The organism is Methylobacter sp. BBA5.1 (assembly GCF_000746145.1).
Taxonomy (GTDB): domain Bacteria; phylum Pseudomonadota; class Gammaproteobacteria; order Methylococcales; family Methylomonadaceae; genus Methylobacter; species Methylobacter marinus.
Genome location: NZ_JQKS01000001.1, coordinates 80232 through 103440 on the forward strand (window position 1 = coordinate 80232; position 23209 = coordinate 103440).

18 protein-coding genes, 1 tRNA gene and 3 pseudogenes are annotated in these 23209 nt (G+C 50.5%); 6 read left to right on the plus strand and 16 right to left on the minus strand.

From position 1 onward, the window contains the following. Positions 1–10 precede the first annotated feature (10 nt). From EK22_RS00295 to EK22_RS23410, 6 genes and pseudogenes are all read right to left on the minus strand, one after another. The gene (locus EK22_RS00295; RefSeq protein ID WP_235209186.1) at positions 11–1186 is read right to left on the minus strand and encodes a cupin-like domain-containing protein; all 1176 of its coding nucleotides are present in this window, start codon (positions 1184–1186) and stop codon (positions 11–13) included. A gap of 723 nt (positions 1187–1909) precedes the next feature. Continuing rightward, a complete protein-coding gene (locus EK22_RS00305; protein ID WP_036246957.1) occupies positions 1910–2155 on the minus strand; it encodes an MbtH family protein in 246 nt (81 codons plus the stop codon). A 585-nt stretch (positions 2156–2740) separates the two neighbouring features. Further along, a pseudogene (locus tag EK22_RS25530) lies at positions 2741–2929 on the minus strand (IS3 family transposase); the annotation flags it as partial. Continuing rightward, the gene (locus tag EK22_RS25535; RefSeq protein WP_369798164.1) at positions 2899–3069 is read right to left on the minus strand and encodes an integrase catalytic domain-containing protein; all 171 of its coding nucleotides are present in this window, start codon (positions 3067–3069) and stop codon (positions 2899–2901) included. The pseudogene EK22_RS25530 and the gene EK22_RS25535, both read right to left, overlap by 31 nt. A gap of 84 nt (positions 3070–3153) precedes the next feature. Next, a complete protein-coding gene (locus tag EK22_RS23405; protein ID WP_081917702.1) occupies positions 3154–3483 on the minus strand; it encodes an IS3 family transposase in 330 nt (109 codons plus the stop codon). 219 nt (positions 3484–3702) lie between these two features. Next, positions 3703–3948: a transposase gene (locus EK22_RS23410; RefSeq protein WP_152564964.1), complete on the minus strand. Its 246-nt coding sequence runs from the start codon at positions 3946–3948 to the stop codon at positions 3703–3705. 385 nt (positions 3949–4333) lie between these two features. Here EK22_RS23410 and EK22_RS00320 point away from each other — a divergent pair, with 385 nt between their 5' ends. From EK22_RS00320 to EK22_RS00335, 4 genes are all read left to right on the plus strand, one after another. Next, on the plus strand, positions 4334–4606 hold the full coding sequence (locus tag EK22_RS00320) for a CopG family ribbon-helix-helix protein (protein WP_020157081.1): 273 nt from the start codon (positions 4334–4336) through the stop codon (positions 4604–4606). Further along, complete coding sequence (locus tag EK22_RS00325) at positions 4594–4893, plus strand: type II toxin-antitoxin system RelE/ParE family toxin (RefSeq protein ID WP_036246959.1); 300 nt, start codon at positions 4594–4596, stop codon at positions 4891–4893. The genes EK22_RS00320 and EK22_RS00325 overlap by 13 nt, the downstream gene beginning before the upstream one ends. A gap of 12 nt (positions 4894–4905) precedes the next feature. Further along, positions 4906–5037: a hypothetical protein gene (locus EK22_RS25405; RefSeq protein ID WP_255360557.1), complete on the plus strand. Its 132-nt coding sequence runs from the start codon at positions 4906–4908 to the stop codon at positions 5035–5037. Between the two features lie 283 nt (positions 5038–5320). Further along, positions 5321–6184, plus strand: coding sequence for an AraC family transcriptional regulator (locus tag EK22_RS00335; protein ID WP_036246964.1), 864 nt, complete (start codon positions 5321–5323; stop codon positions 6182–6184). A 989-nt stretch (positions 6185–7173) separates the two neighbouring features. On the opposite strand, the pseudogene EK22_RS00340 reads toward EK22_RS00335, so the two are convergent. The 10 genes and pseudogenes from EK22_RS00340 to EK22_RS00390 form a co-directional block, all read right to left on the minus strand. Next, positions 7174–8556 (minus strand): annotated as a pseudogene (locus EK22_RS00340) (DUF5710 domain-containing protein); the annotation flags it as partial. Beyond that, positions 8523–9628, minus strand: a pseudogene (locus EK22_RS25110) (transposase); the annotation flags it as partial. The pseudogenes EK22_RS00340 and EK22_RS25110, both read right to left, overlap by 34 nt. Beyond that, positions 9628–10578 (minus strand): DNA topoisomerase, encoded by a 951-nt coding sequence (locus EK22_RS00355; protein ID WP_369798169.1) that lies wholly within the window; start codon positions 10576–10578, stop codon positions 9628–9630. The pseudogene EK22_RS25110 and the gene EK22_RS00355, both read right to left, overlap by 1 nt. Before the next feature lie 608 nt (positions 10579–11186). Further along, positions 11187–11277 (minus strand) — tRNA-Ser (locus EK22_RS00360). Between the two features lie 85 nt (positions 11278–11362). Next, positions 11363–14968: a hydantoinase B/oxoprolinase family protein gene (locus tag EK22_RS00365; RefSeq protein WP_036246965.1), complete on the minus strand. Its 3606-nt coding sequence runs from the start codon at positions 14966–14968 to the stop codon at positions 11363–11365. Between the two features lie 18 nt (positions 14969–14986). Next, positions 14987–15718 (minus strand): SAM hydrolase/SAM-dependent halogenase family protein, encoded by a 732-nt coding sequence (locus tag EK22_RS00370; RefSeq protein WP_081917707.1) that lies wholly within the window; start codon positions 15716–15718, stop codon positions 14987–14989. A 5-nt stretch (positions 15719–15723) separates the two neighbouring features. After that, positions 15724–16578 (minus strand): tRNA 2-thiocytidine(32) synthetase TtcA, encoded by an 855-nt coding sequence (gene ttcA / locus EK22_RS00375; protein ID WP_020157092.1) that lies wholly within the window; start codon positions 16576–16578, stop codon positions 15724–15726. A 75-nt stretch (positions 16579–16653) separates the two neighbouring features. Next, positions 16654–17874, minus strand: a complete 1221-nt coding sequence (fabB, locus tag EK22_RS00380) for a beta-ketoacyl-ACP synthase I (protein ID WP_020157093.1) — start codon at positions 17872–17874, stop codon at positions 16654–16656. 11 nt (positions 17875–17885) lie between these two features. Then, positions 17886–18401: a 3-hydroxyacyl-[acyl-carrier-protein] dehydratase FabA gene (gene fabA / locus EK22_RS00385; RefSeq protein ID WP_020157094.1), complete on the minus strand. Its 516-nt coding sequence runs from the start codon at positions 18399–18401 to the stop codon at positions 17886–17888. Positions 18402–18481: 80 nt separating this feature from the next. Further along, positions 18482–20356 (minus strand): transglycosylase SLT domain-containing protein, encoded by a 1875-nt coding sequence (locus EK22_RS00390; protein WP_036246968.1) that lies wholly within the window; start codon positions 20354–20356, stop codon positions 18482–18484. Between the two features lie 122 nt (positions 20357–20478). On the opposite strand from EK22_RS00390, the gene EK22_RS00395 reads away from it, so the two are divergent. Together EK22_RS00395 and EK22_RS00400 are read left to right on the plus strand one after the other, a co-directional pair. Further along, the gene (locus EK22_RS00395) at positions 20479–22281 is read left to right on the plus strand and encodes an ABC transporter ATP-binding protein (protein ID WP_051961558.1); all 1803 of its coding nucleotides are present in this window, start codon (positions 20479–20481) and stop codon (positions 22279–22281) included. 2 nt (positions 22282–22283) lie between these two features. Then, on the plus strand, positions 22284–23120 hold the full coding sequence (locus tag EK22_RS00400) for a PHP domain-containing protein (protein ID WP_036246970.1): 837 nt from the start codon (positions 22284–22286) through the stop codon (positions 23118–23120). Positions 23121–23209 lie beyond the last annotated feature (89 nt).

Here is a 23209-nt window from a genome sequence, read left to right on the forward strand (position 1 = left end):
AATGATCTCCTTATGAGACGTAGTTCAGATATGACCGGTACCAGGGAAGCACGCGTCTGGCCGGTTGTCCGGTGCATTGCCCAAGGGCGATGACCGCATTGTAATAAACGTTCTTGAGGGGCATTCCCCGTTTCAATGCCAAAATCCCCTGAATAGCGCTGCCGCGCGTATGCCAGTCCACATTGAAGGACATCGAGCAGTCGAGACTGCGGACGTGGTGAAGCATTCCCGACGGCATGTACAGCATGTCTCCGGGCTCTACAATACATTCTTGAATCTGCGCGTCCCGGTAAAGAGGATGGCGTATAAAATCGGGCGTTTCGGCATCCACCTCGCACCAGCGCCATTTGTAGCGATAACAGAACGGCAGTTGATCGTGATGCAATAAAATGAAGCGTTTGCGCCCTCTGACCTGAAAGAACAGGTTGTGAGTGAGCAGGCAATCGAAATGCAAGGGCGTTAAACTCTGGCTCGGCCCAAGAAAGAATTGGGCGAATTTAAGCCAATCGGCCCGATACCAGTCCGGAAAATAGTCGGAAGGAAATCCGTCAAGATCATCCGCCGCATCCGGCAATACCGACAACAACGGCAGATCGTGCAAATAAGGGGGCCTATCCTTGGCCAATACCTCATTCCGTTGCAGCCGGGTTTCGAAAAGCGCCATACAATCCAGATAATCACTCAATTGTGATGTGATGGTCTTCAGCCCGGTGACTCCTTCCTCGTTCAGGCCTTGCTTGAGTATGACGGTGCGGGAGCCGACAACCTCTCGAAGATAATCGTCCGTCCAGCAGGAGAGCGCCCGACAATGTTTTAACGCTTTGGGGACCACCACAGGACGATTCTTTACCACAAAATCGGAAAAGAAATTTGTCGAAGATAGGTTCTCCCTGCTTTCTACCACTGGATATCGTTTTTTTAATAGTGCCGACTCCAAAGGCGGTACTACCGGTAAATCAGCGGTCGACCCTATCGTTTCCCTCGGCAACCGCTCCATGCGTTGCTCTACCTCCTGCACCCATGCTGTCGTTCCGATTGCTACACTTTCTCCATCCTTGGCAGTTGAATTTAGTCCCATTAAATTTTCCATTTTACCTCCAACGGAGTTCTCTCTAATCGCGCCGGAGGCACCGCTCCAGCGATTGGCTATACTGCACAGCAGCGGCGCGTCGTTCACGGTTAGCATAGCCACGAAATCCGATCGACCGACACAGCACCCGCTGTCAGGCTGTTTGTTCGATAGCCGAACGGGAGTCGGATTTTCGAGCCATCCCAAAAGCACATCAAAGGCGTCTAACTAAAAATATGCGCCGCACCCTTTGATAAGGGGCTTCTTACGTGTTCATCTATGTAAGAAGGTTTCCGCTTTTTTCATCTTTCAGGATTTAGTCCAGTTTCGCCTGATCCCTCACAGAAAACACGATCCGCAACAATTTCAACTAAGCTAGGCCCTTGTTAAGCGGCTCTGTGTCATGCCTGCTTGAATACGGTTGGCAAATGCATAGACCTCTGAATTGGCTGTGTGGGAAAGATTAAATTCTAATCCGCTCCCAGCCAATGAATCGGCTAAATGAGGCTTTCCATTGGTTCCGTAAGAGAAACAAACACGCTCAGGAGCCATACCTAAATAATGTCCCAACAAGTCTTGCAAGATTCCGCGTTCGATAAGGTATCGGTTTCTGTCGCGTTCTTGAACGAAACCTTCCGCTCGTTTGCGTTCGTCCCTCGACAACGATCCATAAAAAAAACCCAAATTTATTTTGCGTCGAAATCAGCCGGGCCGACCAAACATGAACTTCACCGAGCTTCGGGAGCTTTTGAGTCTTCTCTTCAAGCGACAAAGGACCGTAGAAGATGCGATCAGCTTGCCCGGCCTCTAACCGTCCGGCGGCCCGGATGAGCGTTGTCATTAACAGTTCGTTGCACCGATGTCGCTAAGCTCTGCGTTTTCCGCCATTGCTTTGCGCAAACTCAAAGGACGCATATCCGTCCAAACGTCTTTGATGTAATCCAGGCATTCCTGTTTCTGTCCGGTTCTGCCGACAGTTTTCCAGCCTTTAGGCACCGTCTTGTACTCCGGCCAAATGGAGTATTGCTCCTCGTGATTAACAACCACATGATAAGTCGTCGTATCTTCGTCTTCGTCCCAAGCCATACTCCACCCACTTTTATTAGCATCTTAGACTGGCGCTGAATTGACCGCGCCAGGCTTCGTTGAACAAAATTCCCAAAAAGAGCGGCCATGAGGTAACGCCGCTTGGAAAAGGTCTATGAACTCTTCAAAGAGTCGGGAGGGATGTTAGGCAGCGAAGAAAGGAAACAAAATGCGACAAAATGTCGCAGGATAAATTGTCGCATCTTAAAAAGTAAGAACTATGTCATATGACACAACTCCCAAAATTTTTTATGGCATATGCCGCACTTTATAAAAATCAGCTGTATTTTTATTTAAAAAATATTTTTACAAACCGCAATCATTGCGGTTAACACTGTAATGATTATTTTTATGCCAGTGCCGGCAATGCCAGTGGATTATCGGCTCCGGCCATTCTGCTGAATTTGTGGTACCTGCTGAAACTGGAGCTTCTGCCTTAGCTTTACTCGGAGGCATCTCAACAGGGGATTCCTCTGATGATCATCGGTTCCTTAGAACGACCAAAAACCAAGCAGTGCGGCAATCGGAAGGCCAGCTTAGGGATGGCGTTCAAATTGATGTGTCAACACTTTTCCGGACACACGGTTAAGCCGCTTTATGCCGCAATTCGTAATTCACGGGCGACCTATAGCCATTGGCTGAATATAATCGCTCGCGGTTGTAAAAGATCTCAATATATTCAAATATCGCCTGTCTAGCCTCAGTCCGGGTTTGATAGGTCTGATGGTGCACCAACTCGGTTTTCAAGGTATGGAAGAAGCTTTCCGAAACCGCATTATCCCAGCAGAGTTGCCCTTACGGCTCATGCTTTGACTTACGCCATGCCGGGCTAATAGTGCCCGGTGGCTTTCCGAGGCATATTGACTGCCGCGATCGTATGCCATAACAAGCCTTTGTCGGGCTTGCGCTGCCAAATAGCCATCAAGAGCGCATCATTCACCAGCTTGGCCCGCATATGCTCGGCCCTTGTGCCCTATGGGTAATCGACCAACCGGCCACTAGTCGGAAAACAGATCAATCACCACCGCCAGATACAGCCAGCCTTCCTGAGTATGAACGTAGGTGATGTCGCCGACATAAGTCTGATTAGGTTGATTCACGGTAAATTGACGGTCCAGATGGTTCGGTGCAATGGGTAGATCATGTTGGGAATCCGTAGTCGCCTTGAATTTGCGTTTGGATTTACAGGCCAAATTGGCTTCCCGCATCAAACGGCCTATGCGCCGCCGGCTCACCATCCGCTGATGGCCGAGCAATATATGCTTCAGGCGCCGAGTGCCATAGGTCGCCCGGCTTTTGTCAAACTCGGTGCGGATGAGGCTCGTCAAAGCGGCATCGTCTTACTCGGCCTCTGTTTGCCCGCGCTGTAACCAGGCATAATAAGCGCTACGGGACACCTTCAGGAACCGGCACATCGCATCCACTGAAAAGCCATTCGTATGTTGCTTGATCCAGGCGTACTTCTCGGCAACTGCTCCTGCGTTGCCTACAGGGATGTAGGTACTTAGCGTGAGCAGGAGCGGAAGCTGCGCCTAAAGCGCCTACTGTTAGTGCTCTACCTCCTGCATCCATGCAGTCGGCCGGGTTTCCCTGGCAAAGTACGCCGCCGCCTTTTTTAATAAATCACGCTCCTCAGTGAGTCGAGCGACCTCTTTCTTCAGCCGCTTTAATTCATCGTAAAGATGCTCGTCAGTGCGTACCGCTTTGTCGCTGGTTTTGGGCCGGCTGTATTTGCTGATCCAGGTATGCAACGTATTGACATTGATGCCGAGATCCTTGGCTGTCTGAGCAATCGACTAGTCCGACTCGTTCGCCAGTTTAACGGCTGACGCTCTGAATTCCGCACTATAGACTTTTTGTTTTTCTTGATTCATTTTGGGCACACGTTCTCTGTTCACTTTCTTTTAAATTGTGTGTCCGGTTTAATGTAGCCATATCAGTCGCAGAATTTAGGAGTTTTGCGACATGCTGACTTCGACCTCGAAGATTTGCAACGTGTTGCCAACTGGTTTAAACGCTACTGACAGCCACTTTGAAAAGTGGCAATAGCAGTCGTCATTCTGAAAATAACGCAGGCGGCTGCGGCGGGAACGCATTAAATAACCGCTTGTCTTGTAGACCGGTAAAATAATGGTATAGTATCAAAAAGTAATACCTAGTAATAACGAGGGTTTCAGCATGGCGACATCGGTCAAACTAGACGACGATTTGAAAAACCGTATCCAGCACCTGGCTGAGATACGGCACCGTTCAGCGCACTGGATCATGCGTGAAGCGATCCGCGACTACGTCGAACGCGAGGAAGCGAGGGAATCTTTCAAACAAGAGGCCTTGGCATCCTGGACAGCTTATCAAGAAACCGGACAGCACTTGACTGGCCAGGAAGTATGTGACTGGTTGAAGACCTGGGGAACCGATAAAGAGGCCGAGATTCCGCCGTGCCACGAGTGATCGTCACGGAAGGAGCGGTCCAGGGCTTGGAGCGCTGTCGGCGTTTTCTGGCGGAAAAGAATCCTCAGGCCTCAATGAGGGCTGGACAAGTAATCGCCAGCCGATTTTCTTTGCTGGAAACAGAACCGGGCATAGGCAGACCGATCGATGAGCTTCCCGAATTGCGCGAGCTGATCATTCCCTTTGGGGATTCAGGTTATGTCGCGCTCTACCGCGTTGATGCAAGCGCCGATGCCGTCTATGTGCTGGCTTTCCGGCACCAGAAAGAAGCGGGTTACAGCTCATGAACACAGCCAAGCATGACCGCCCATGAAAAATTTCTGCCCCAACGCCAGCGCTATCAGCCAGTTACCCTGCCGCAGGATTTCTCCGATGAGGAAATGGTCAGAGACTGGACGCTTTCGGATACCGGTAGTGGTCAGGATTCTTGACCTTGTAGCCCGTAATTTGTTATGAGATAAGATGAAATAGACACCGGGATATTCGCCGCCATAGGTTATCCTGCCAAGAATAGGTCTTCGTCTGGATCAGACGCGAGTCGTCGCACTGCTTCTCGTGATCATAACCATTGTTTAGCCAGTATTCATGGGACGAAACAATAGCCTCCTCCTTTGCGAAAAGGGTATACGCCCTACCGAGTTTCTTCGCAAAAAATGTCAAAACAAGTAGTTCATTTGTTGGCATGATGAATTCACCTTCTTTGAGGAGATGTCGATGAGCGAATATGGTGTAAGGATAAATCGGGCTTTGAACTATGCTCAGGAAAAACTTCCTGAAAATGTTGAACTTGATGATGTGGCTCAGATAGCCGCCTTTTCACCATATCATTTTCATCGTGTTTTTATGCTTGTGGTTGGTGAAAATTTCGCCAGCTTTATACGCAAAAGACGATTAGAATGGGCGGCGATGGAATTACTAAACACGAAGCGCCGTATCTTAGATATCTCCTTGGATGTTGGTTATGAAACCCAAGAGAGCTTTAGTAGGGCTTTCAAGCTCCAATTTAATACTACACCGAGTAAGTTTCGGAATAAGGTGAGAAGCCCGAACGAAGGTTTTATTGGATTGAAATCAGCTTTTGAAATCCATATAGGAGAGCTTATGAAACATGAAATTGTTGAACGTAATGGCTTTGAAGTAATTGGTATACAAAAGGACTATGACTCCCCAGATTTTTCTGGTGCGTTATCTCAATGGCAAGAGTTATGGTCTAGAAGTAACGAGGTTAAGTCCAAAGAAAACAACTGCTATTATGGCCTAACAGTGGTGCCGACTAAGACACGGCAAAAAAATGATTGTTCCGGGGTCTTCCGGTACATGGCTGCAAAGGAAGCAGATAAAGGAGAAATGGTACCCGCAGGGATGATCAAGCTGACCGTTCCTGCTCAAAAATATGCAAAGTATACATACAATGGGCCAATATCTGGCTTTCAGGCGTTTATTATGAATGTTTGGACCCGTTATTTGCCGGAATCGGGCTTGGAAGTTATTGAATCGCCAGAAATTGAAGTATATGACGAGCGTTTTAGCTTGGATTCACATGAGAGTGAAATGGATTATTTAGTGCCTGTTAAGTAGCTGGACTAGTTCTCAGTGAGTTTGCATAACTGGGGAGGCGGCTAGTTTTGTGCTGCCTCTTCTTGTTTTTATGAATTAAAGTGACCTTACACATTGCAATAAAGTATACAGAAAGTGCATATAACAATAGGCTGTATCGGGACCCAAACAGCTCCGCCCGTTTTTGTGCATTCCCTTACACTACATTTTACACAGCTGTTTTTTGGTCGGAATACTCAATTCGTTAGGGCCTCGACTAACCCGGCATGGCTACAATGCCAAGGCCCTGGCTGAACTGCTCGATACCAAACCCGCTGAAATACGGTCATTCTTGCAGGGCAACCTGACTCCAGCCCGGACGCAGGAATTGCAGAACTGCCTGTTGGCGATTGGGATTCCTCTCTGATTCCTTATTGGCACACAATGTGGGCCCTGAGCGATGTTTGCAGGCTGTTGGCAAATAATGCCGGTCTATTCTCATTTAATTCGGGTCGAACGCATCGGCTATTGGCAGTTAATCCGGGGCGAGAAAATGGCTGTTTGCAGGTCCTGTGGTTTATATTTGCAGGCCGCCACACATATCTATTAATTGTAGTTTCTTGATTTCATAATCGCGATTTCTTGCACTTATCCGGCTTTTTTATCTCGGATTAATTGATTTTATAAAATCAGTTTTTCTCGCATTAGTTGCCCCTGTTTTTTAGTCTTCTCACATTAAGTGATTTTATCTGGTGAAATTTCTCAAAATGAAATGGTCAAGTAAAATCGACCAATCCAGTTAAGCAACATTCTGTAGTTGATTCATTTCTTCTTCATACTGATTGGGGCTTTTGTAACCCAGGTACGAATGCAGGCGATGAGGGTTATAAAACATAGCGATGATAAGTTTTTAGCCAATTTAACTAAATTTCATACTTTACAAGAAGTTAGCTGAAATTATGACGAAATATTGACAAGGTTATCCACAGAATTTGTGGATAACCTTTTACACCTTTACAAAATGACTTGCACTATCCGACTTTCATAGCGCGACGCGGCCGCTGCTCTTGCTGAACATTCTGTTTCTGCTCCTGTTCGAGCTGTAGTATCCGTTCTTGGCGTTCCTCCTTTTCAAGAAGCGCCTTGCTTACAGCCGCCATAGCTTGGCGCTCAACTCCACTCCGCCCCAGCTCGCTCTTGGTGGCAAGATCATTAAAATCAGTAAAACTCTTGGGATTACTCTCTTGCTCTCCAGGTGCGAAGATTGGAAAAGTCGCTTTGCCGCCTACGGCCTTGGCCGCTTCTTTAGCTTTCGTCCGGCCGGGATTGATTCCTTGAGTCGCCTCCAACCGTCGGTCATCATCGCCAGCAATGATGAATGGCTTATCCGGAAACTTCTCATGCAGTGCACGGGCAACAGTAGGTAGATTGCCCGAATCAAAAGCCGCGACAGTAGCTTGGCCCAGCGCCTCTGATAAACTGGCTGCTGTGGCATAACCTTCGGCAATGACCAGCACGGACGCTACCGCCAAAGCATCCATGCCGCCAACCGGATGAAAACACCCTTCCTTTCGGCTGTCCTTGGCAAACCGCTTGGTGCCATCCTCCTGGATGTACTGCATCGTCCATTGCTTGCCGTCCACGTCGAAGGCGGGGATGTAGGTCATTTGTCCTTCCTTATCAGTCAGAGCGCCGACGTGCACCTGGATGCCTTTGTCTTGCAAATATGGGGTTGGCTTATCGATCGGCATCAGGATTTCCATTTGGCGGCTGACGCGTTGCGCGGTGGCTTCATGCAGTCGTTCTTGCTCGGCTGCCCGTTCGGCCAGCTTGGTTGCGGCTTCGGCCTGCAGTTTTGCTTTCTCTTGGGGATCGAGCGTATAGCCTTTTGATTTCCATTTCATGTCGATGCCGGTGCGGTTGTTCTTGATGTAGCCCGCAGGATGGCCATCCAGGTGGCCAACATAGAAGCCAGCCTCTTCGCCCTTTTTGTCGCCTTCGACGCCGATCCGGTGTTTCTTGCCATCCATGATCGGGTGTTCGCCAGTCACGATGCACCCCAAGGACTGCAACGCTTCGGCAAATTCCTCTTTGGGCGTCATCGCCGGACCTTGTTGGTCTCGCAGGTTGTCGGGCTTCCAGCGTTCGAGCTTCGCCATGTCGGCATCAGGGCCGGCGTACCAGGACTTCGCCGCCTTATCCCACAGAGCGCCTGCCGCCTTGGCTGCGACACGCTCGCCATAGGGTACGGCCAGATAAGTGCGCTGATCTTGATCCTGAGTTTTGCTTGATTGCTGTTCTGTCGCTGCCTGGCGGGCGCCCTGCGCCCATTTGACAAAGGGAGCGGTGTCAACACCCGGCGGGATATACCATGACCGCGCTTGCGCCAGCAATGCTCGGCCAAGACCGCTCGCTGTACCAAAGCGGCCGCCGCTTCGCCACACTCCTGCTCGTGCACTTCCCAGGCGACGATTTTACGGCTGAAGATATCCATGATCAGGTACAGATAAAAGAACCGTCCGCGCACGCCGCTCGGCAGATAACTGATGTCCCAGGTCCAGACTTCATTAGCCGCTCGGGCTTGATGTGTGGTCGGAGGCCGGGATTTCTGTCTGTCTTTTGCACGCCCCCTATGATGCAGCTGATCCGCTGCCTTCAGAATGCGATAAAAGCTGGACTCCGAAGCCAGATACACGCCCTGGTCCGCCAGTCTCGGCACGATCTGGCTGGGCGGCAGGTTGGCATAGGCCGGCTGGTTGCAGATGGCCAATACCTGAGCCCGCTCCTGTTCCGACAGCTTGTTCGCCGGCTCCGGGCGTTGCGCTTGCGCGCGCAGGTCCTGACTAATCTGGCCGGCTTCCTGCGTCCAGCGCTGGAAGGTGCGCAGGCTGATTCCGGCTTCTGCCCAGGCCAAACGCTTCCGGGCGCACGCAGAGGTTGCTTCGCGAATCCAGGCCACTAATTATTGCCGCTCCGGGTACGAGGTTAGTCGGCCTCGTTTGCCTCCCTGAGGGCTGTCAACTTTTTTCGCAGCACCAGTAAAGCCGCGGCTTCCTCCAGGGCTTTCTCCTTGCGGTTGAGCTCTTTTTCGAGCGCCTAGATGCGCTGTTTGTCCTGCTTTGCTTCCAGTCGCTGCTGTTGCTGTTGCGCTCCGGCCTTCTGGGCGCCTTGAATGCAGGCGTCCTTCCAACGCCGGATCTGCTCGGGATAAAGGCCCTGGCGGCGGCAGTATTCGCTCAGTTCCAGTTCGGTCATGGCCACGGTTTCCACCACGGCGGCAAATTTTGCCTCCGGCGACCAGACTGCTGTTTGTTTCCCGTTGCCTGGCACGGCCCCCCCCCCCTGTTCTTTGGCTTGTTTGCGCCAATTGTATAACGTCTGGTCACAAATCCCTTCCTCTCTGGCAACTTCCGGTACTGAGCGGTTATGGGGTGGCAACAGTTTTTTTAATACAGACGCTTTGCGTTCTGCTGAATAATGCGACATTACATGCTCTTTCCGTCCCCTGTCTGATTTCCAATTATCCCGTTAGCGGGAGGGTGACAACTATCATGACACAGGGGGATGACGCTGCGGCCCAGGGTCGTGCTCACGATCTGCTTGCCCTTAAGTGCCAGGAACTCGCGGCGCTTCAATTCGGAAAGAATGGACGCGCGGGTGGCCGATGTGCCGATGCCGTCGCCTTCGCGCAGCATCTTCTTGTGTTCGGGATCGGACACGAATTTATGGATATTCTCCATTGCGCGAGTCAGTGTGCCCTTGGTGAATCGGACCGGCGGCTTGGTCTTGGCGTCCCGTCTGATGACCCGGGTGCAGGTCACGCCGTCGCCTTGTTTCATGGCCGGCAGGTGTTGATTGCCGCCCTCTTCCGGATCTTTGTTGCTGTTTTCGTTGGACGCCTGAAAGGCATACCGCCAGCCGTTACGGGTAACAACCTTTCCGCTCGCTGTGAAGGTTTCGCCCTCGACTTCTGCGGCCACGGTAGTTTTCATGTATTCGTGCAGCGGGTAGAACTGCGCCAGATAAGCCCGGACAATCAGCTCATAAATATGGCGCTCCTTGTCAGTGAGGCTCGCCTTACCGCCCTTGTGCATCGTCGGGATGATTCCGTGGTGCGCGGTGATCTTCGAGTCGTCCCATGTGTTGGATTTGATGCTTGGATCGGCACTGTCCACTATCCCGCCCAGCTCGGGATTGACGTGTTTGATCGCTGCCAGCACATCGGCTGCGTCGGCATGTTGGGATTCCGGCAGATAGGCGCAATCCGTGCGTGGATAGGAAGTCAGTTTGTGGGTTTCATAAAGTGCCTGACAGACGTTCAGCACATCCTTGGCACTGTAGCCGAATTTGTTGGACGCCAGGAGGGTAATATCAGACAGCGCGAAAGCCAGCGGCTGGTTCTGTTTCTTGGCTTCTTGCTTATACTCGGCAATGATGCCGGGCTTGCCAGTTCTGGCACCGGTTAAAAAACAAAAAGAGCAACGTTATCTGGAGCCTCAGGATCAATGACTGGCCACAGCCATTTCTCGTGTCCGGCAAACGATTGAAGCGTTATTTGCCTGGATTGAGGAAAAAACAGGCATGGAATGTGCCTGTGAAGTGCGTTCTTGCAATGGCCTGATGGTGCACGTCTTCGGCAAACTCGCAGCGGCTCTGTTTTTCTGGATTTTTTTTACGAACCAGCTCTTAATTCACATTAAAATATTGAGGAAACAAAGCGATGCAACTTTATTTGTTCAGTTTAGACGCTGAAGAGGAAGGTAAGCGTTAAATAATTTATTTGGAAGCATATGGTACATGCAATCCCACAAAATACGAGAATGGATAATATCAATCCTTTTGTGCCTAAATCAAAAAAGATTGATGCTCATCCGGGTAAACTATCCAACTTGCTATTTTAAAAAGGCAATTGCTGCGGAAAAATAAAGCGCGAAAACAGAAATTTATGAATTCTTATCCGGAATCCACAAGCACGCTAAGAAATACGGTAGATATTGAATGCAAGTTAATTTTTTTAAAAAAACAATAACTTACAGTATTGAAATGGCGGAGAGACAGAGATTCGAACTCTGGGTGGGCTACAAACCCACGACGGTTTTCAAGACCGCTGCCTTAAACCACTCAGCCATCTCTCCGCGATCCGAGTATGATAACCGAACGAATTTTAAAAGCAACTTATTTATCGATTTTTTTACTCATATCCCAGCTCATCAATGCTGATTAACCGTAACCGCCGCCGCCTGGAGTTTCAATTTGCACCGCATCGCCTGCTTGCACGTCAATTTGAGCACAGCCCGGAAGGTTTTCTTTCTCGCCATTTAGTCGCATCAGACTGTTTTGGCCGCATTTTCCGGGGGCGGCGCCGTTCACTGCGAACGTGGGCTTGATTCTATGGCTGGACAAGATACTGACGCTCATAGGCTCGTTAAATCTGATTCTTCGCCGCACGCCGTTGCCGCCTTTCTGCCTGCCGCTGCCGCCACTCCCCTGCCTGATCGAGAACTCTTCCAATAAGACCGGAAACCGCCACTCCAGAACTTCAGGATCGGTTATCCGGGAATTGGTCATATGCGTATGAACCGCATCGCAACCGTCGAAGTCAGCGCCCGCTCCTGCTCCGCCGCAGATGGTTTCATAGTATTGATATTGGGCATTACCGAAGGTCAGGTTGTTCATTGTGCCTTGCGAACCAGCCAATACGCCTAATGCCCCATACAAGGCATCGACGATATATTGCGAGGTTTCGACATTGCCCGCGACAACAGCCGCAGGATAATGCGGATTTAACAATGAGCCTTCCGGCACGATAATCTCCAATGGCTTCAAACAGCCGGCATTCAAAGGAATATCATCCTGCACCAACGTTCTGAATACATACAACACTGCGGCTTTGCAAACGGCCGCCGGTGCATTGAAGTTGCTGGCCAACTGCGCGGAAGTGCCGCTGAAATCGATTGTCGCCGTTCCTGCCTGCTGGTCTACAGTAACTGCAACGGCAATCTCGGAGCCGTCATCCATGCCGTAAACAAACTGTCCGCCGGAAAGTGATTTCAGGACATGACGCACCGCCGCCTCGGCATTGTCCTGCACATGCTGCATGTAGGCCCGGACGGTAGCCAAAGAATAGCTCTCGACCATGTTCTTAAGTTCCAGCAACCCTTTATGATTGGCGGCAATCTGGGCTTGCAGGTCGGCGATATTCTGGTCCGGATTTCGTGCCGGGTATGCGCCCGAGAGCAGCCAGTTTCGAACCTGCTGCTCCTGAAAATGCCCGGCACTGACGATCCTCATGCCGTTACTGAGCACGCCTTCCGTTTCTATATAATGACTATCGGAAGGCATGGAACCGGGCGAAATGCCGCCGACATCGGCATGATGCCCGCGCGAGGCGACAAAAAACAATAATTCGCTCTCCTTGTAAACCGGCGTGACGACTGTGATATCCGGTAAGTGAGTGCCGCCATGATAAGGCGAATTCAACAAATAAACATCGCCTTCCCGCATAGACTCACGCTCCGTCAGCAGCAAGGCCTGAACGCTTTCACCCATGGAGCCCAGATGCACGGGAATATGGGGCGCATTGGCGACCAGCTGCCCTTGTCCGTCAAAAATCGCACAGGAAAAATCCAGCCGCTCCCTGATGTTGACCGAGTGCGCGGTGTTTTGCAGCACGAAGCCCATCTGCTCGGCGATGGACATGAACAGTTTATTGAATATCTCCAGCATCACCGGATCCGGCATCGACGACGCCTGGATATGTTGGCGGGCTTTCGTTTGCGCACGGGTTAAAATCAGCTCCTGCCGAGCGGTTATTTCACCCTGCCAACCCGGTTCGATAACGATAGTCGAGGTCGGCTCGACGAGAATGGCCGGTCCCGGAATCGGCCTGCCGGCCTGCAATTGCTCTCTGCGGTAAACCGGCGTCTGGTGAAAAGCATTGTGCATGAATACGCGCGCAATCCGCAGCGGCCGGTCATGCGGATGGACCGTATAAAACCGCTGATCTTCAGCCCGCTCGGTTACGCCTATAATTTCCACTGAGGCCGCTCCGATCACCAATGGTTTATCCTGGTAAAGAAAACCGAATTGCTGCCGGTATTTGCTTTCAAATGCATTAAGCATGGTTTCTTTATCGGAAAACTCGACCTGTAAGGCCGTGTCTGTCCCCTGATAACGCAGATGCAAGCGACCGATTGAGGTGATCCTAGCGGTATCGATATGTTGAGCCCGCATTTCCTGACGGCCTTGCTGTTCAAGGTCGGCCATGACCATCTGTAAGTCGGCCAGAGATGTTGTCTGCCACTGCAGCTCCAGCGCCTGCTCCTTCATCAGTCTGATATCGGCAAGCCCCATGCCGTAAGCCGATAATACGCCGGCCAAGGGGTGCAAAAGAACGCGCCGGATGCCGAGCCTGTCGGCGACCGCGCAGGCATGCTGGCCACTCGCGGCGCCATAACAGCATAAACTGTACAAGGAGACATCATGGCCTTTCTGTACCGATATTTTTTTAATCGCGGCCGCCATATTCTCAACGGCAACAGCCAGGAAACCTTCCGCGACCTGTTCCGGCGTTCTATGGCTTCCGGTTTCTGCATTGATCTGTTCCGCCAGTACGGTGAACAACTGCCTGACCCGGTGACGGTCCAATGGCAAATTGCCCTCCGGCCCGAAAACAGGGGGAAACAGCGGCAATTTGCCAAGCAGGATATTAGCATCGGTGACGGTCAGAGGCCCGCCGCGACGATAGCCTGCCGGCCCCGGATTGGCTCCGGCGGAATCGGGGCCTACGCGGTAGCGGCCCGTTTCGAAATGCAAGATGGAGCCGCCGCCGGCGGCAACGGTATGAATATGCATCATCGGCGCGCGCATTCTTACGCCCGCCACTTCCGTTTCAAAACTGCGTTCGTATTCGCCGGCATAATGAGCGACATCGGTGGATGTACCTCCCATATCAAAGGCGATGATCTTGTCTAAACCGGCCTTGGCCGATACGGCGACGGCGCCGACTATGCCGCCGGCAGGCCCCGATAAGATGCTGTCCTTGCCCTGAAAACTTACCGCATCGGTCAATCCTCCGTTTGACTGCATGAACAGCAACCGGACCGCACGCCGGCCGCCGCTGATCCCATTGATGCCGTCGGCCACTTGCTTGACATAACGCCTGAGCAAGGGCGACAGATAGGCATCCACGACTGTGGTATCGCCTCTGCCGACAATTTTCATCAAGGGACTGACCTGATGCGATACCGATATTTGCAGGAAGCCGATTTCTTCGGCCAATTCTTGCAAGATTTGTTCATGCAGGGGATAGCGCCAGGCATGCATCAGCACAATGGCGATGGCGCGAAAACCGGCATCATAGATAGCCTGCAACTGTTGTTTAGCCCGGTGTTTATCGAGCGATAACAGAATGTCGCCCCGTGCGCTAACCCGTTCATCGATTTCCGTGACGCTTTGATAGAGCAATTCCGGCAAGCGGATATTCAGGGCAAAAATATCGGGACGATTCTGATAACCGATGCGCAAACAATCCCTGAAACCGCGAGTAATGACTAAAGCAGTCGGCTCGCCCCGACGTTCCAGCAGGGCATTAGTCCCTACCGTCGTACCCATTTTTACCGACTCAATCATTTCGCCCGGCAATGCTTCATCCGGGATGCCCAATATTTCTCTAATCCCTTGCAAAGCGGCATCCTGGTAGCGTTCCGGATTCTCGGACAATAGCTTTCGGCTAACCAGCACGCCTTCTGGACTGCGCGCCACGATATCGGTAAAGGTCCCGCCCCGATCTATCCAGAATTGCCAGCGATTCGATGATTCGGCCATAAAGATAACGACAATGTCTTACAGAACGAAAGAAATGCTATCGCCCAGTTCAAGATCAAGCTGTTGCCGCGCACTGCCTTGATTAACAGCAATCTCAACCAAACCGCTGGCATTTTTATACCAGAAAGCCTGGTGCTCGGCGGCGGCGCTGAAAGTATTGGCCTGCGCCATGGCGATTCCGTTAATTGTCAGCCGTTTGCCCGCCAGATCTTCGTGGTAACGCAAGCCGGTCATGGCGTTGCCGTAATGATCAAAATAGATCACTTCTGGCAAATCTTCGGGCCAGGCCGCCAGATCATGCCTGGCAAACGGCTTCAATAAATCATCGGCGGTATTGCAGGCCAGCCTGGCCGCAACCGGCGCGAATAAATCCCGGCCATGAAAGCTCATCGAGCACTGCTCTGGCTTCCATATAATCTCCAACCACTGCACCTGCCGGGATTGTACGGCGACGGTATTGAGCAATCCGTTATCGGGGCCGACAAAATACTGGCCGTCGGCGCGCAAAACAACTGCTTTACGCCCGCTGCCGACGCCGGGATCGATTACCGTCAAAAAAATACTGTCTTCGGGGAAACTGTGCCGCAACGCAGCCAGAAGATAAGAACTTGCGCGGGGATTGGCAACAGGCGCATTGCTGAGCAGATTAATAACCGGATGGGCCGGCGCCAATTGCCGCAATACCACTTCCATCTGCCCGGTATAAGGCCCGGACGGACCGAAATCGGTAAAAAGGACAATAATTGGCATAATCCTTATTGAGCCAACACCTCTAGACCGGCATTAAATGCAATAACCTGCTCCTCAAGGCTATCGCTCCGTTTCAGTCCGGCAAAATCGAACAGCTGCGTATCGGCCAATTGTGAAGGCGCCACATTCTGCAAACTGGTAAAGATGGTTTCCAGCCGCCCCGGGAACTGTTTATCCCAACTCTTCAGCATGACTTTCATGGCCTGCCTTTGCAGGTTTTCCTGAGAACCGCATAGATTGCAAGGAATGATCGGAAAGTCTTTAAACGCGGCAAACCGCTCGATATCTTTTTCCCGGCAATAAGCCAACGGCCTGATTACGATATTTTTTTTGTCGTCGCTGAGCAGTTTGGGCGGCATCGCCTTCAGCTTGCCGCCGTAGAAGATATTCAGGAAAAAAGTCTCGAGAATATCGTCACGATGATGCCCTAACGCTATTTTGGTTACGCCATTGGCTTCGGCATAGCCATATAAGGTGCCGCGCCTCAGTCTTGAGCAAAGCCCGCAGGTTGTATTGCCTTCGGGAATAACGCGCTTGACGACGCTATAGGTATCTTTTTCGATAATATGATAGGGAACGCCTATTGATGCCAGGTATTCGGGCAAAACATGCTCTGGAAAACCGGGCTGTTTTTGATCCAGATTGACGGCAATCAACTCGAAATCGACAGGCGCCGTCTTCTGCAAATTCAGCAAGATATCCAGCAAGGTATAGGAATCCTTGCCCCCGGACAGGCACACCATGACCTTATCGCCGTTTTCGATCATGTTGTAATCGGCAATCGCATCGCCGACACAATGCCGCAGACGTTTTTGCAATTTATTGAATTGAGTTCTGGATTTTTTACTTGAATCTGACATGGTCAGAAGGCTGTTGACCTGATTTTAGGAATGGAAAACGGGGTTCGCCAATGTCGAACCCCGGAATGAAACGCGTTATCCGTTATAACGCTGGAAGATTAATGTTGCGTTGGTTCCGCCAAAACCGAAACTGTTCGACATGATTGTGTTTAACGTAACATTATCCTGACGCTCGCGTACGATGGGAATGCCTTCCGCATTCGGGTCCAGCTGGGTAATGTTGGCTGAAGCGCTCAGGAAGTTTTCTTCCATCATCAGTAATGAGTAAATAGCCTCGTTAACGCCGGCGGCGCCTAATGCGTGCCCCGTCAACGACTTAGTTGAACTGACCGGCGGCACATCGCCGGCACCGAATACCGTGCGTAACGCTTCCAGCTCCCTGGTATCGCCAACCGGCGTACTGGTGCCATGCGCATTAATATAATCGATCGGGGCATGCACTGTCTCCATAGCCTGCTGCATGCAGCGCACCGCGCCCTCGCCGGAAGGCTGAACCATGTCGTAACCGTCGGAAGTCGCGCCGTAACCTATCAGCTCGGCATATATCTTGGCGCCGCGTGCCTTGGCGTGTTCCAACTCTTCAATGACCAAAACACCGCCGCCGCCCGAGATAACAAAACCATCCCGGGTTTCATCGTAAGGTCGTGAAGCCGTTGACGGAGTGTCGTTATATTTGGAGGACAAAGCGCCCATCGCATCAAACAAGACGGACATCGTCCAGTGGACTTCCTCTCCGCCGCCTGCAAACACGACATCCTGCTTGCCCATCTGGATCAATTCCATGGCATGGCCGATACAATGAGCGCTGGTCGCACAGGCGGAACTGATGGAGTAATTGACGCCCTTGATTTTAAAAGGTGTAGCCAGACAGGCCGTATTGGTGCTGGACATGGTGCGGGTCACCATATAGGGCCCTACCTTTTTGATACCTTTTTCACGTAAAATATCTGCCGCGTCCACAAGGTTTGAGGTAGAAGGTCCACCTGAACCCATCACCAGCCCGGTCCTGAAATTCGATACCTCTGACTCAGCCAGACCGGCATCATCAATAGCCTGCTGCATGGCAATATAGTTAAACGCAGCGCCATCCCCCATAAAACGTTTTATTTTACGGTCGATAAATTCGTCTTGATCTATATTGACAAGCCCATGAACATGGCTACGAAAACCCAGTTCCTTATAAATCTCGGCAAATACAATTCCAGAACGCCCTTCTTTTAGGGAACTGACAACCTCTTTTCGGTTATTCCCTATGCTGGAAACTATCCCTAAACCGGTTACCACAACTCTTTTCATTACTATAGCCCCTAGAAATCTTCTGTAGAAGTAAATAAACCAACCCTTAAATCGGTAGCTTCATATATTACTTTACCGTCAACTTCCATAGTGGCATCAGCGATCCCCATCACCAGCTTACGCATTATGACTCTTTTTAAATTGATCCGGTAAGTGACTTTTTTAGCGGTTGGTAAAACTTGCCCAGTAAATTTAACTTCACCGACCCCCAAAGCCCGTCCTTTACCTGGACCGCCCATCCAGCATAAATAGAACCCCACCAGTTGCCACATGGCATCCAAGCCCAAACAACCCGGCATCACTGGATCGCCTTGAAAATGACAAGCAAAAAACCATAAATCAGGAGTGATATCCAATTCAGCAATAATTTCGCCTTTCCCGTAAGCGCCGCCTTCATCCGATATATGGGTAATCCGGTCCATCATTAGCATATTTGGAAGAGGCAATTGCGCATTTTTCGGCCCGTATAGCTCCCCTCTACCGGACTTCAACAATTCTTCGCGCGTAAAACTATGCTGTTTCTCCATAATATTTATGTACCTAATTTAATTATTCTTACACCAAACGCCCATTATCTTACAGACACTAAAAAAAATCAGCTCAATTTTTAGCCGGGTAGCACATCCAGCATAAAATCTTTTATTCTGAGCGCCTTCCTATGCATGCGCTCCTGATAAATCATAATGTAAGAAAAAACGGCTGATACATATTTACGGGTTTCCTTAAACGGGATGGTTTCAATCCATATGTCCGCCGGTACGGTTTCATTGGGCAACCATTGCCCTACCCGCCCAGGCCCGGCATTATAAGCGGCGGTTGCCAGGGCGAAATGTCCGTTAAAACGATTGAGTAATTTCTTATAATAAAAAGTGCCGTATTTAACATTGATATCCGGATTAAACAGACTGGCTTCAGACTGCCATTTTTCATGGAGTTCCCGCGCAATTTGCTGGCCCGTTTTCGGCATGATTTGCATGAGCCCCCTGGCGCCGACCGGTGACTTGGCGTGACTGTCAAACACACTCTCCTGGCGGATCAGGCCAAAAACTACAGCCGGATCAAGATTATGTCTATACGCATTATTGCTGACCTCGTTTAAATAATTAACTGGAAATCGCAACTCCATATCATCCCAGTACTCAGATTTGGCTAATGTAAAAATGGCCATCTGCTCCCATTGCCATTGCTGAGCCAATTTGGCGGCTGTCATCAGCCGCTCCTTGGTCAGTTTATTGACTGCAAACCACCATTGACGACGTGCTTCCTGTTCCCGGTTAAAAAATCTGAGCTCACGGACCATCTTAAAATCATTTTCCTCGGCCAGTGACGCCAGTTCCCTTTCCGCCACAAGAACAGGCTTGTCCGCTAAATAATAAGGTTTGTCGACAATATCCGCGGCTAGAAATCCATAAAACCCCCGATCCTGGGCGAGACTATTATAAATATTCCGCGCCTGCAGTATATCGCCAGTCTCTGCCAGCGCTCGAGCCTGCCAATACCGCCATCGCGGCTCCAGACGCTCCTGATCCGTCAAACCGGCCAACGCATCGGCAATATGACGCCAATTTTGTTCCAGTAAAGCGGCTCTGACTTTCCACTCCCTGACTACTGTGTCCGCATTAATCAGGCGATTCAGACGCTGATAAGCTCTTTTATCCTTTTTGAATGCCAGGGCCAGTGCAAGCCTTTTCTCGATCCGTTGGTCCGTTACCGTATCGATAGGAAAATGACGTTTCTTGCCATCCCAGATTTGGATTGCCGATTCCAGATCTGTTTTGGCCATTCTGTCGATGCCATGCGCGAATATCCGCTCACCTTGTTGGTCGGGGTTGATCCACACACTCGTATCCTTGATTAAGGCAGGGGTTTTATGAATCCGCAGCCAAACATCGGCAGCAGCCTGGTGTTTCTCACTTAATAAACCTTTTAAATATTCGGCGAGTCGGACATTATCCTTCTTTAATGCCAGCTCAAGACGTTGCCAGATTAGATCCTGCGTAAACATAGGCGACGCAATCAACGCCGATATCAATGCATCACACTCTTCAGGCCGCGAATACCCTACCGTCCATAAGCGCTTTGCTTCATTCAATGCCGGTTGCTTATTGCCCGTTTGATATTGAGCCCAATAAAACTGACATTCCAGGGCGCTGTTGCCGGTAGCCCGATAATGTTGAAGAAATTCATACCAGCGTTCATTCCGAGCCAGAAAACTCAACCATTGCGATCTTAACAAGCTGCTATAACGCGTATCCTTATGCTCCGACAGAAACATCAAGACCCTGCTTGTCTCATGCAAGTTATTTTTTAACCATTGGTATTGCAGATACGAATACAGCGGATAGCCTGTTAACGACTGACTGATATTCAAAAATGCCTGGTCCTTTCTCTGGGCAATCAGTTTTTCCGCCTGTAGAAAATCAGTTCGTTGCCGCTCCAGCGTATTTCCTGACACGGCAGCCGGCAAAACAAACAGACACATTAACAACAAATTGCCACACCAGTATTTCTTATTCATATTTTTACAACGGTTTTTATTTATTTTCCTAAAGATGTTTCAGACCGATATAATGAAAAGTCCACAGAAAACATCCCAATTCTATCGTGCAAATAAAGTATCCCTCAAAGCAGGCCTCACAATCTTACGGCTGGGATTATATCTATCAAATCGTTTTAAAGCATAAAAAGCAACTGATCTATGCGCATCTGATCGCAATTCTGGCGACAATCGCCAGCGTACCGGTCCCTTTGTTAATGCCGCTGCTGGTCGATGAGGTTTTGCTGAATAAGCCTGGTATAACCATTGAAATTATCAATTCGCTGGCCCCGGCTCAATGGCAAACACCTATTCTTTACATTGCGGTTGTGTTACTTGCCAGCTTGTTGCTGCGTATTATCGCAATCATTTTTAACATTATCCAGGCTCGTCAGTTCTCCTTCATCTCCAAGGACATCATCTTTCGTATCCGTAAAAACCTGATCGGGCGGCTACAAACGATTTCCATGTCCGAATATGAAAGCCTCGGGACCGGTACCGTGGTGACGCACCTGGTGACTGACCTTGATACGATCGACACGTTTATCGGCTCTACCGTCAGCAAGTTGCTGATAGCCGGCCTGACCATTATCGGCACCGCCGTCGTTTTATTATGGATGCACTGGCAACTGGGCTTGTTTATCTTATTGTTAAATCCAGTCGTGATTTATTTCACGCGCGTCATCGGCTCGCGCGTCAAGGATCTTAAAGCCAAGGAAAACTCAGCTTACGAAATCTTTCAGCAATCGTTAACCGAAACGCTGGAAGCGATTCATCAAATACGTGCCAGCAATCGCGAGAAGCATTACTGTCAGCAACTGATCGAATCCGCCCGATCGGTGAAGGATTACTCAACGATTTTTGCCTGGAAAAGCGATGCGGCCGGACGCATGAGCTTTCTGGTGTTTCTGTTCGGCTTCGATATTTTTCGGGCCAGCGCCATGCTCATGGTCTTTTATTCCGACCTCAGCATAGGCCAGATGCTCGCCGTGTTCGGTTATCTCTGGTTCATGATGGCGCCGGTTCAGGAAGTCCTGAACATTCAATATGCCTTTTATGCGGCCAAAGCGGCCTTAAGGCGCATCAACCGTCTGAATGAACTGAAGCAGGAACCCTATTATCCCCACCTGGAGAATCCTTTCCTGAACAAGAAAGCCGTTTCCATACGTGTCGACAATCTGCACTTCAGTTACGCCGAGGAGCCAATACTGAACGGCATCCATCTGGAAATCAAAGCCGGCGAGAAAGCTGCATTGGTCGGCGCCAGCGGCGGCGGCAAGTCCACGCTGATACAAACGATCATCGGTCTCTATCCGCCCAGCAGTGGCCAGATTTATTTTGACGATGTTGCCATTGACCGTATCGGTCTTGAAGTTGTTCGGGAAAATGTCGTGACCGTGCTGCAACAACCCATTCTGTTTAACGATACCATTCGCGCCAACCTCACGCTGGGCAGACCGGCCGCTGATGCCGAATTATGGAATGCATTGGCAATCGCGCAATTAAAAGACACGGTCGGCGCCCTGGAAAACGGATTGGATACGGTAGTCGGCCGTCATGGCATGAGACTTTCGGGCGGCCAGCGACAGCGCATGGCCATTGCCAGGATGGTAGTTGCCAAACCCAAAATCGTCATACTCGATGAAGCCACTTCCGCACTGGACAGCGAAACGGAACACAAACTGCACCGGGCGCTTTCCGAGTTCCTGAAAGGTCGAACGACCATCATTATCGCGCACCGCCTGAGCGCCGTAAAACAAGCCGATCATGTCTATGTCTTTGAAGGCGGCAGAATTTGTGAGCAAGGTCGGCATGAAACTTTAATTAACCAAAAGGGTCTTTATGCCAAACTTTACGGAGACTATCAATAATCATGGCTGAAATATACGATTTGCACTGTCATTCAACAGCTTCCGACGGTGCATTATCGCCTACGGAATTAATAACACGCGCGCATGAGCAAGGCGTTACCTCAATGGCTTTAACCGATCATGATACAACGACCGGCCTCGCTGAGGCACGGACTGCCGCCACAGCAAAAGGCATCAGGCTGATACCCGGCATAGAGCTTTCCGTCAGTTGGCATGATAAGTGTTTTCATATCGTCGGTCTGGGAATCAACCCCGATTACCCGCCCTTGGCTCAAGCCACACAAGACCTGCAAACCGTCCGGGTGGAGCGTGCTGAAAAAATCGCTCATAAACTCGAGAAAAAACGCATTCCCGGCGCACTGGAGGCGGTCAAGCACGCAGCCGGGGATGGCATGATCACGCGCACGCATTTTGCCGATTTTCTACTGTCACAGCATCATGTATCTACTCAGCAGGAAGCGTTCGACCGTTATCTGGGCCAGGGCAAACCGGCTTATGTATCGACGTCGTGGGCCGAGATGAGTCTGGCAATCAAGTGGATTACCGAATCCGGCGGGGTTGCCGTTTTGGCTCATCCACTGCGCTACAAACTGACAGCCAACTGGATGAAACGGCTGCTTACTGCTTTCAAGGAAGCAGGCGGGCAAGGCATTGAGGTTGTGACAAGCAGGATTAACGCCGATGAAATTAAGTTGATCGCTGGTTACGCTGCTAGTTTTGGTCTGGCCGGTTCAAAAGGCTCTGACTTTCACAATCCCGAAAATCAATGGGTTGAATTAGGCCGGCTGGCGCCCTTGCCTTCAGCCATCAAACCGGTATGGGAACTGCTGGAATTTTAGGCCAAGCACACATGTTGCATCTGACACCAATAGCGTTGACGGCGGCTTCTGAACGGCCGTATGATGACACAACTTTGCCAAATTGGGTG

What these genes read in the sequence shown, in the direction of transcription:
- fabA (WP_020157094.1), bottom strand. Translation starts at nt 18,401, where the DNA reads ATGGAGAAACAGCATAGTTTTACGCGCGAAGAATTGTTGAAGTCCGGT.
- EK22_RS00305 (WP_036246957.1), bottom strand. Translation starts at nt 2,155, where the DNA reads ATGGCTTGGGACGAAGACGAAGATACGACGACTTATCATGTGGTTGTT.
- EK22_RS00365 (WP_036246965.1), bottom strand. Translation starts at nt 14,968, where the DNA reads ATGGCCGAATCATCGAATCGCTGGCAATTCTGGATAGATCGGGGCGGG.
- EK22_RS00390 (WP_036246968.1), bottom strand. Translation starts at nt 20,356, where the DNA reads ATGTGTCTGTTTGTTTTGCCGGCTGCCGTGTCAGGAAATACGCTGGAG.
- EK22_RS00400 (WP_036246970.1), top strand. Translation starts at nt 22,284, where the DNA reads ATGGCTGAAATATACGATTTGCACTGTCATTCAACAGCTTCCGACGGT.
- ttcA (WP_020157092.1), bottom strand. Translation starts at nt 16,578, where the DNA reads ATGTCAGATTCAAGTAAAAAATCCAGAACTCAATTCAATAAATTGCAA.
- EK22_RS00320 (WP_020157081.1), top strand. Translation starts at nt 4,334, where the DNA reads ATGGCGACATCGGTCAAACTAGACGACGATTTGAAAAACCGTATCCAG.
- EK22_RS25405 (WP_255360557.1), top strand. Translation starts at nt 4,906, where the DNA reads ATGACCGCCCATGAAAAATTTCTGCCCCAACGCCAGCGCTATCAGCCA.
- EK22_RS00295 (WP_235209186.1), bottom strand. Translation starts at nt 1,186, where the DNA reads ATGCTAACCGTGAACGACGCGCCGCTGCTGTGCAGTATAGCCAATCGC.
- EK22_RS00370 (WP_081917707.1), bottom strand. Translation starts at nt 15,718, where the DNA reads ATGCCAATTATTGTCCTTTTTACCGATTTCGGTCCGTCCGGGCCTTAT.
- EK22_RS00335 (WP_036246964.1), top strand. Translation starts at nt 5,321, where the DNA reads ATGAGCGAATATGGTGTAAGGATAAATCGGGCTTTGAACTATGCTCAG.
- fabB (WP_020157093.1), bottom strand. Translation starts at nt 17,874, where the DNA reads ATGAAAAGAGTTGTGGTAACCGGTTTAGGGATAGTTTCCAGCATAGGG.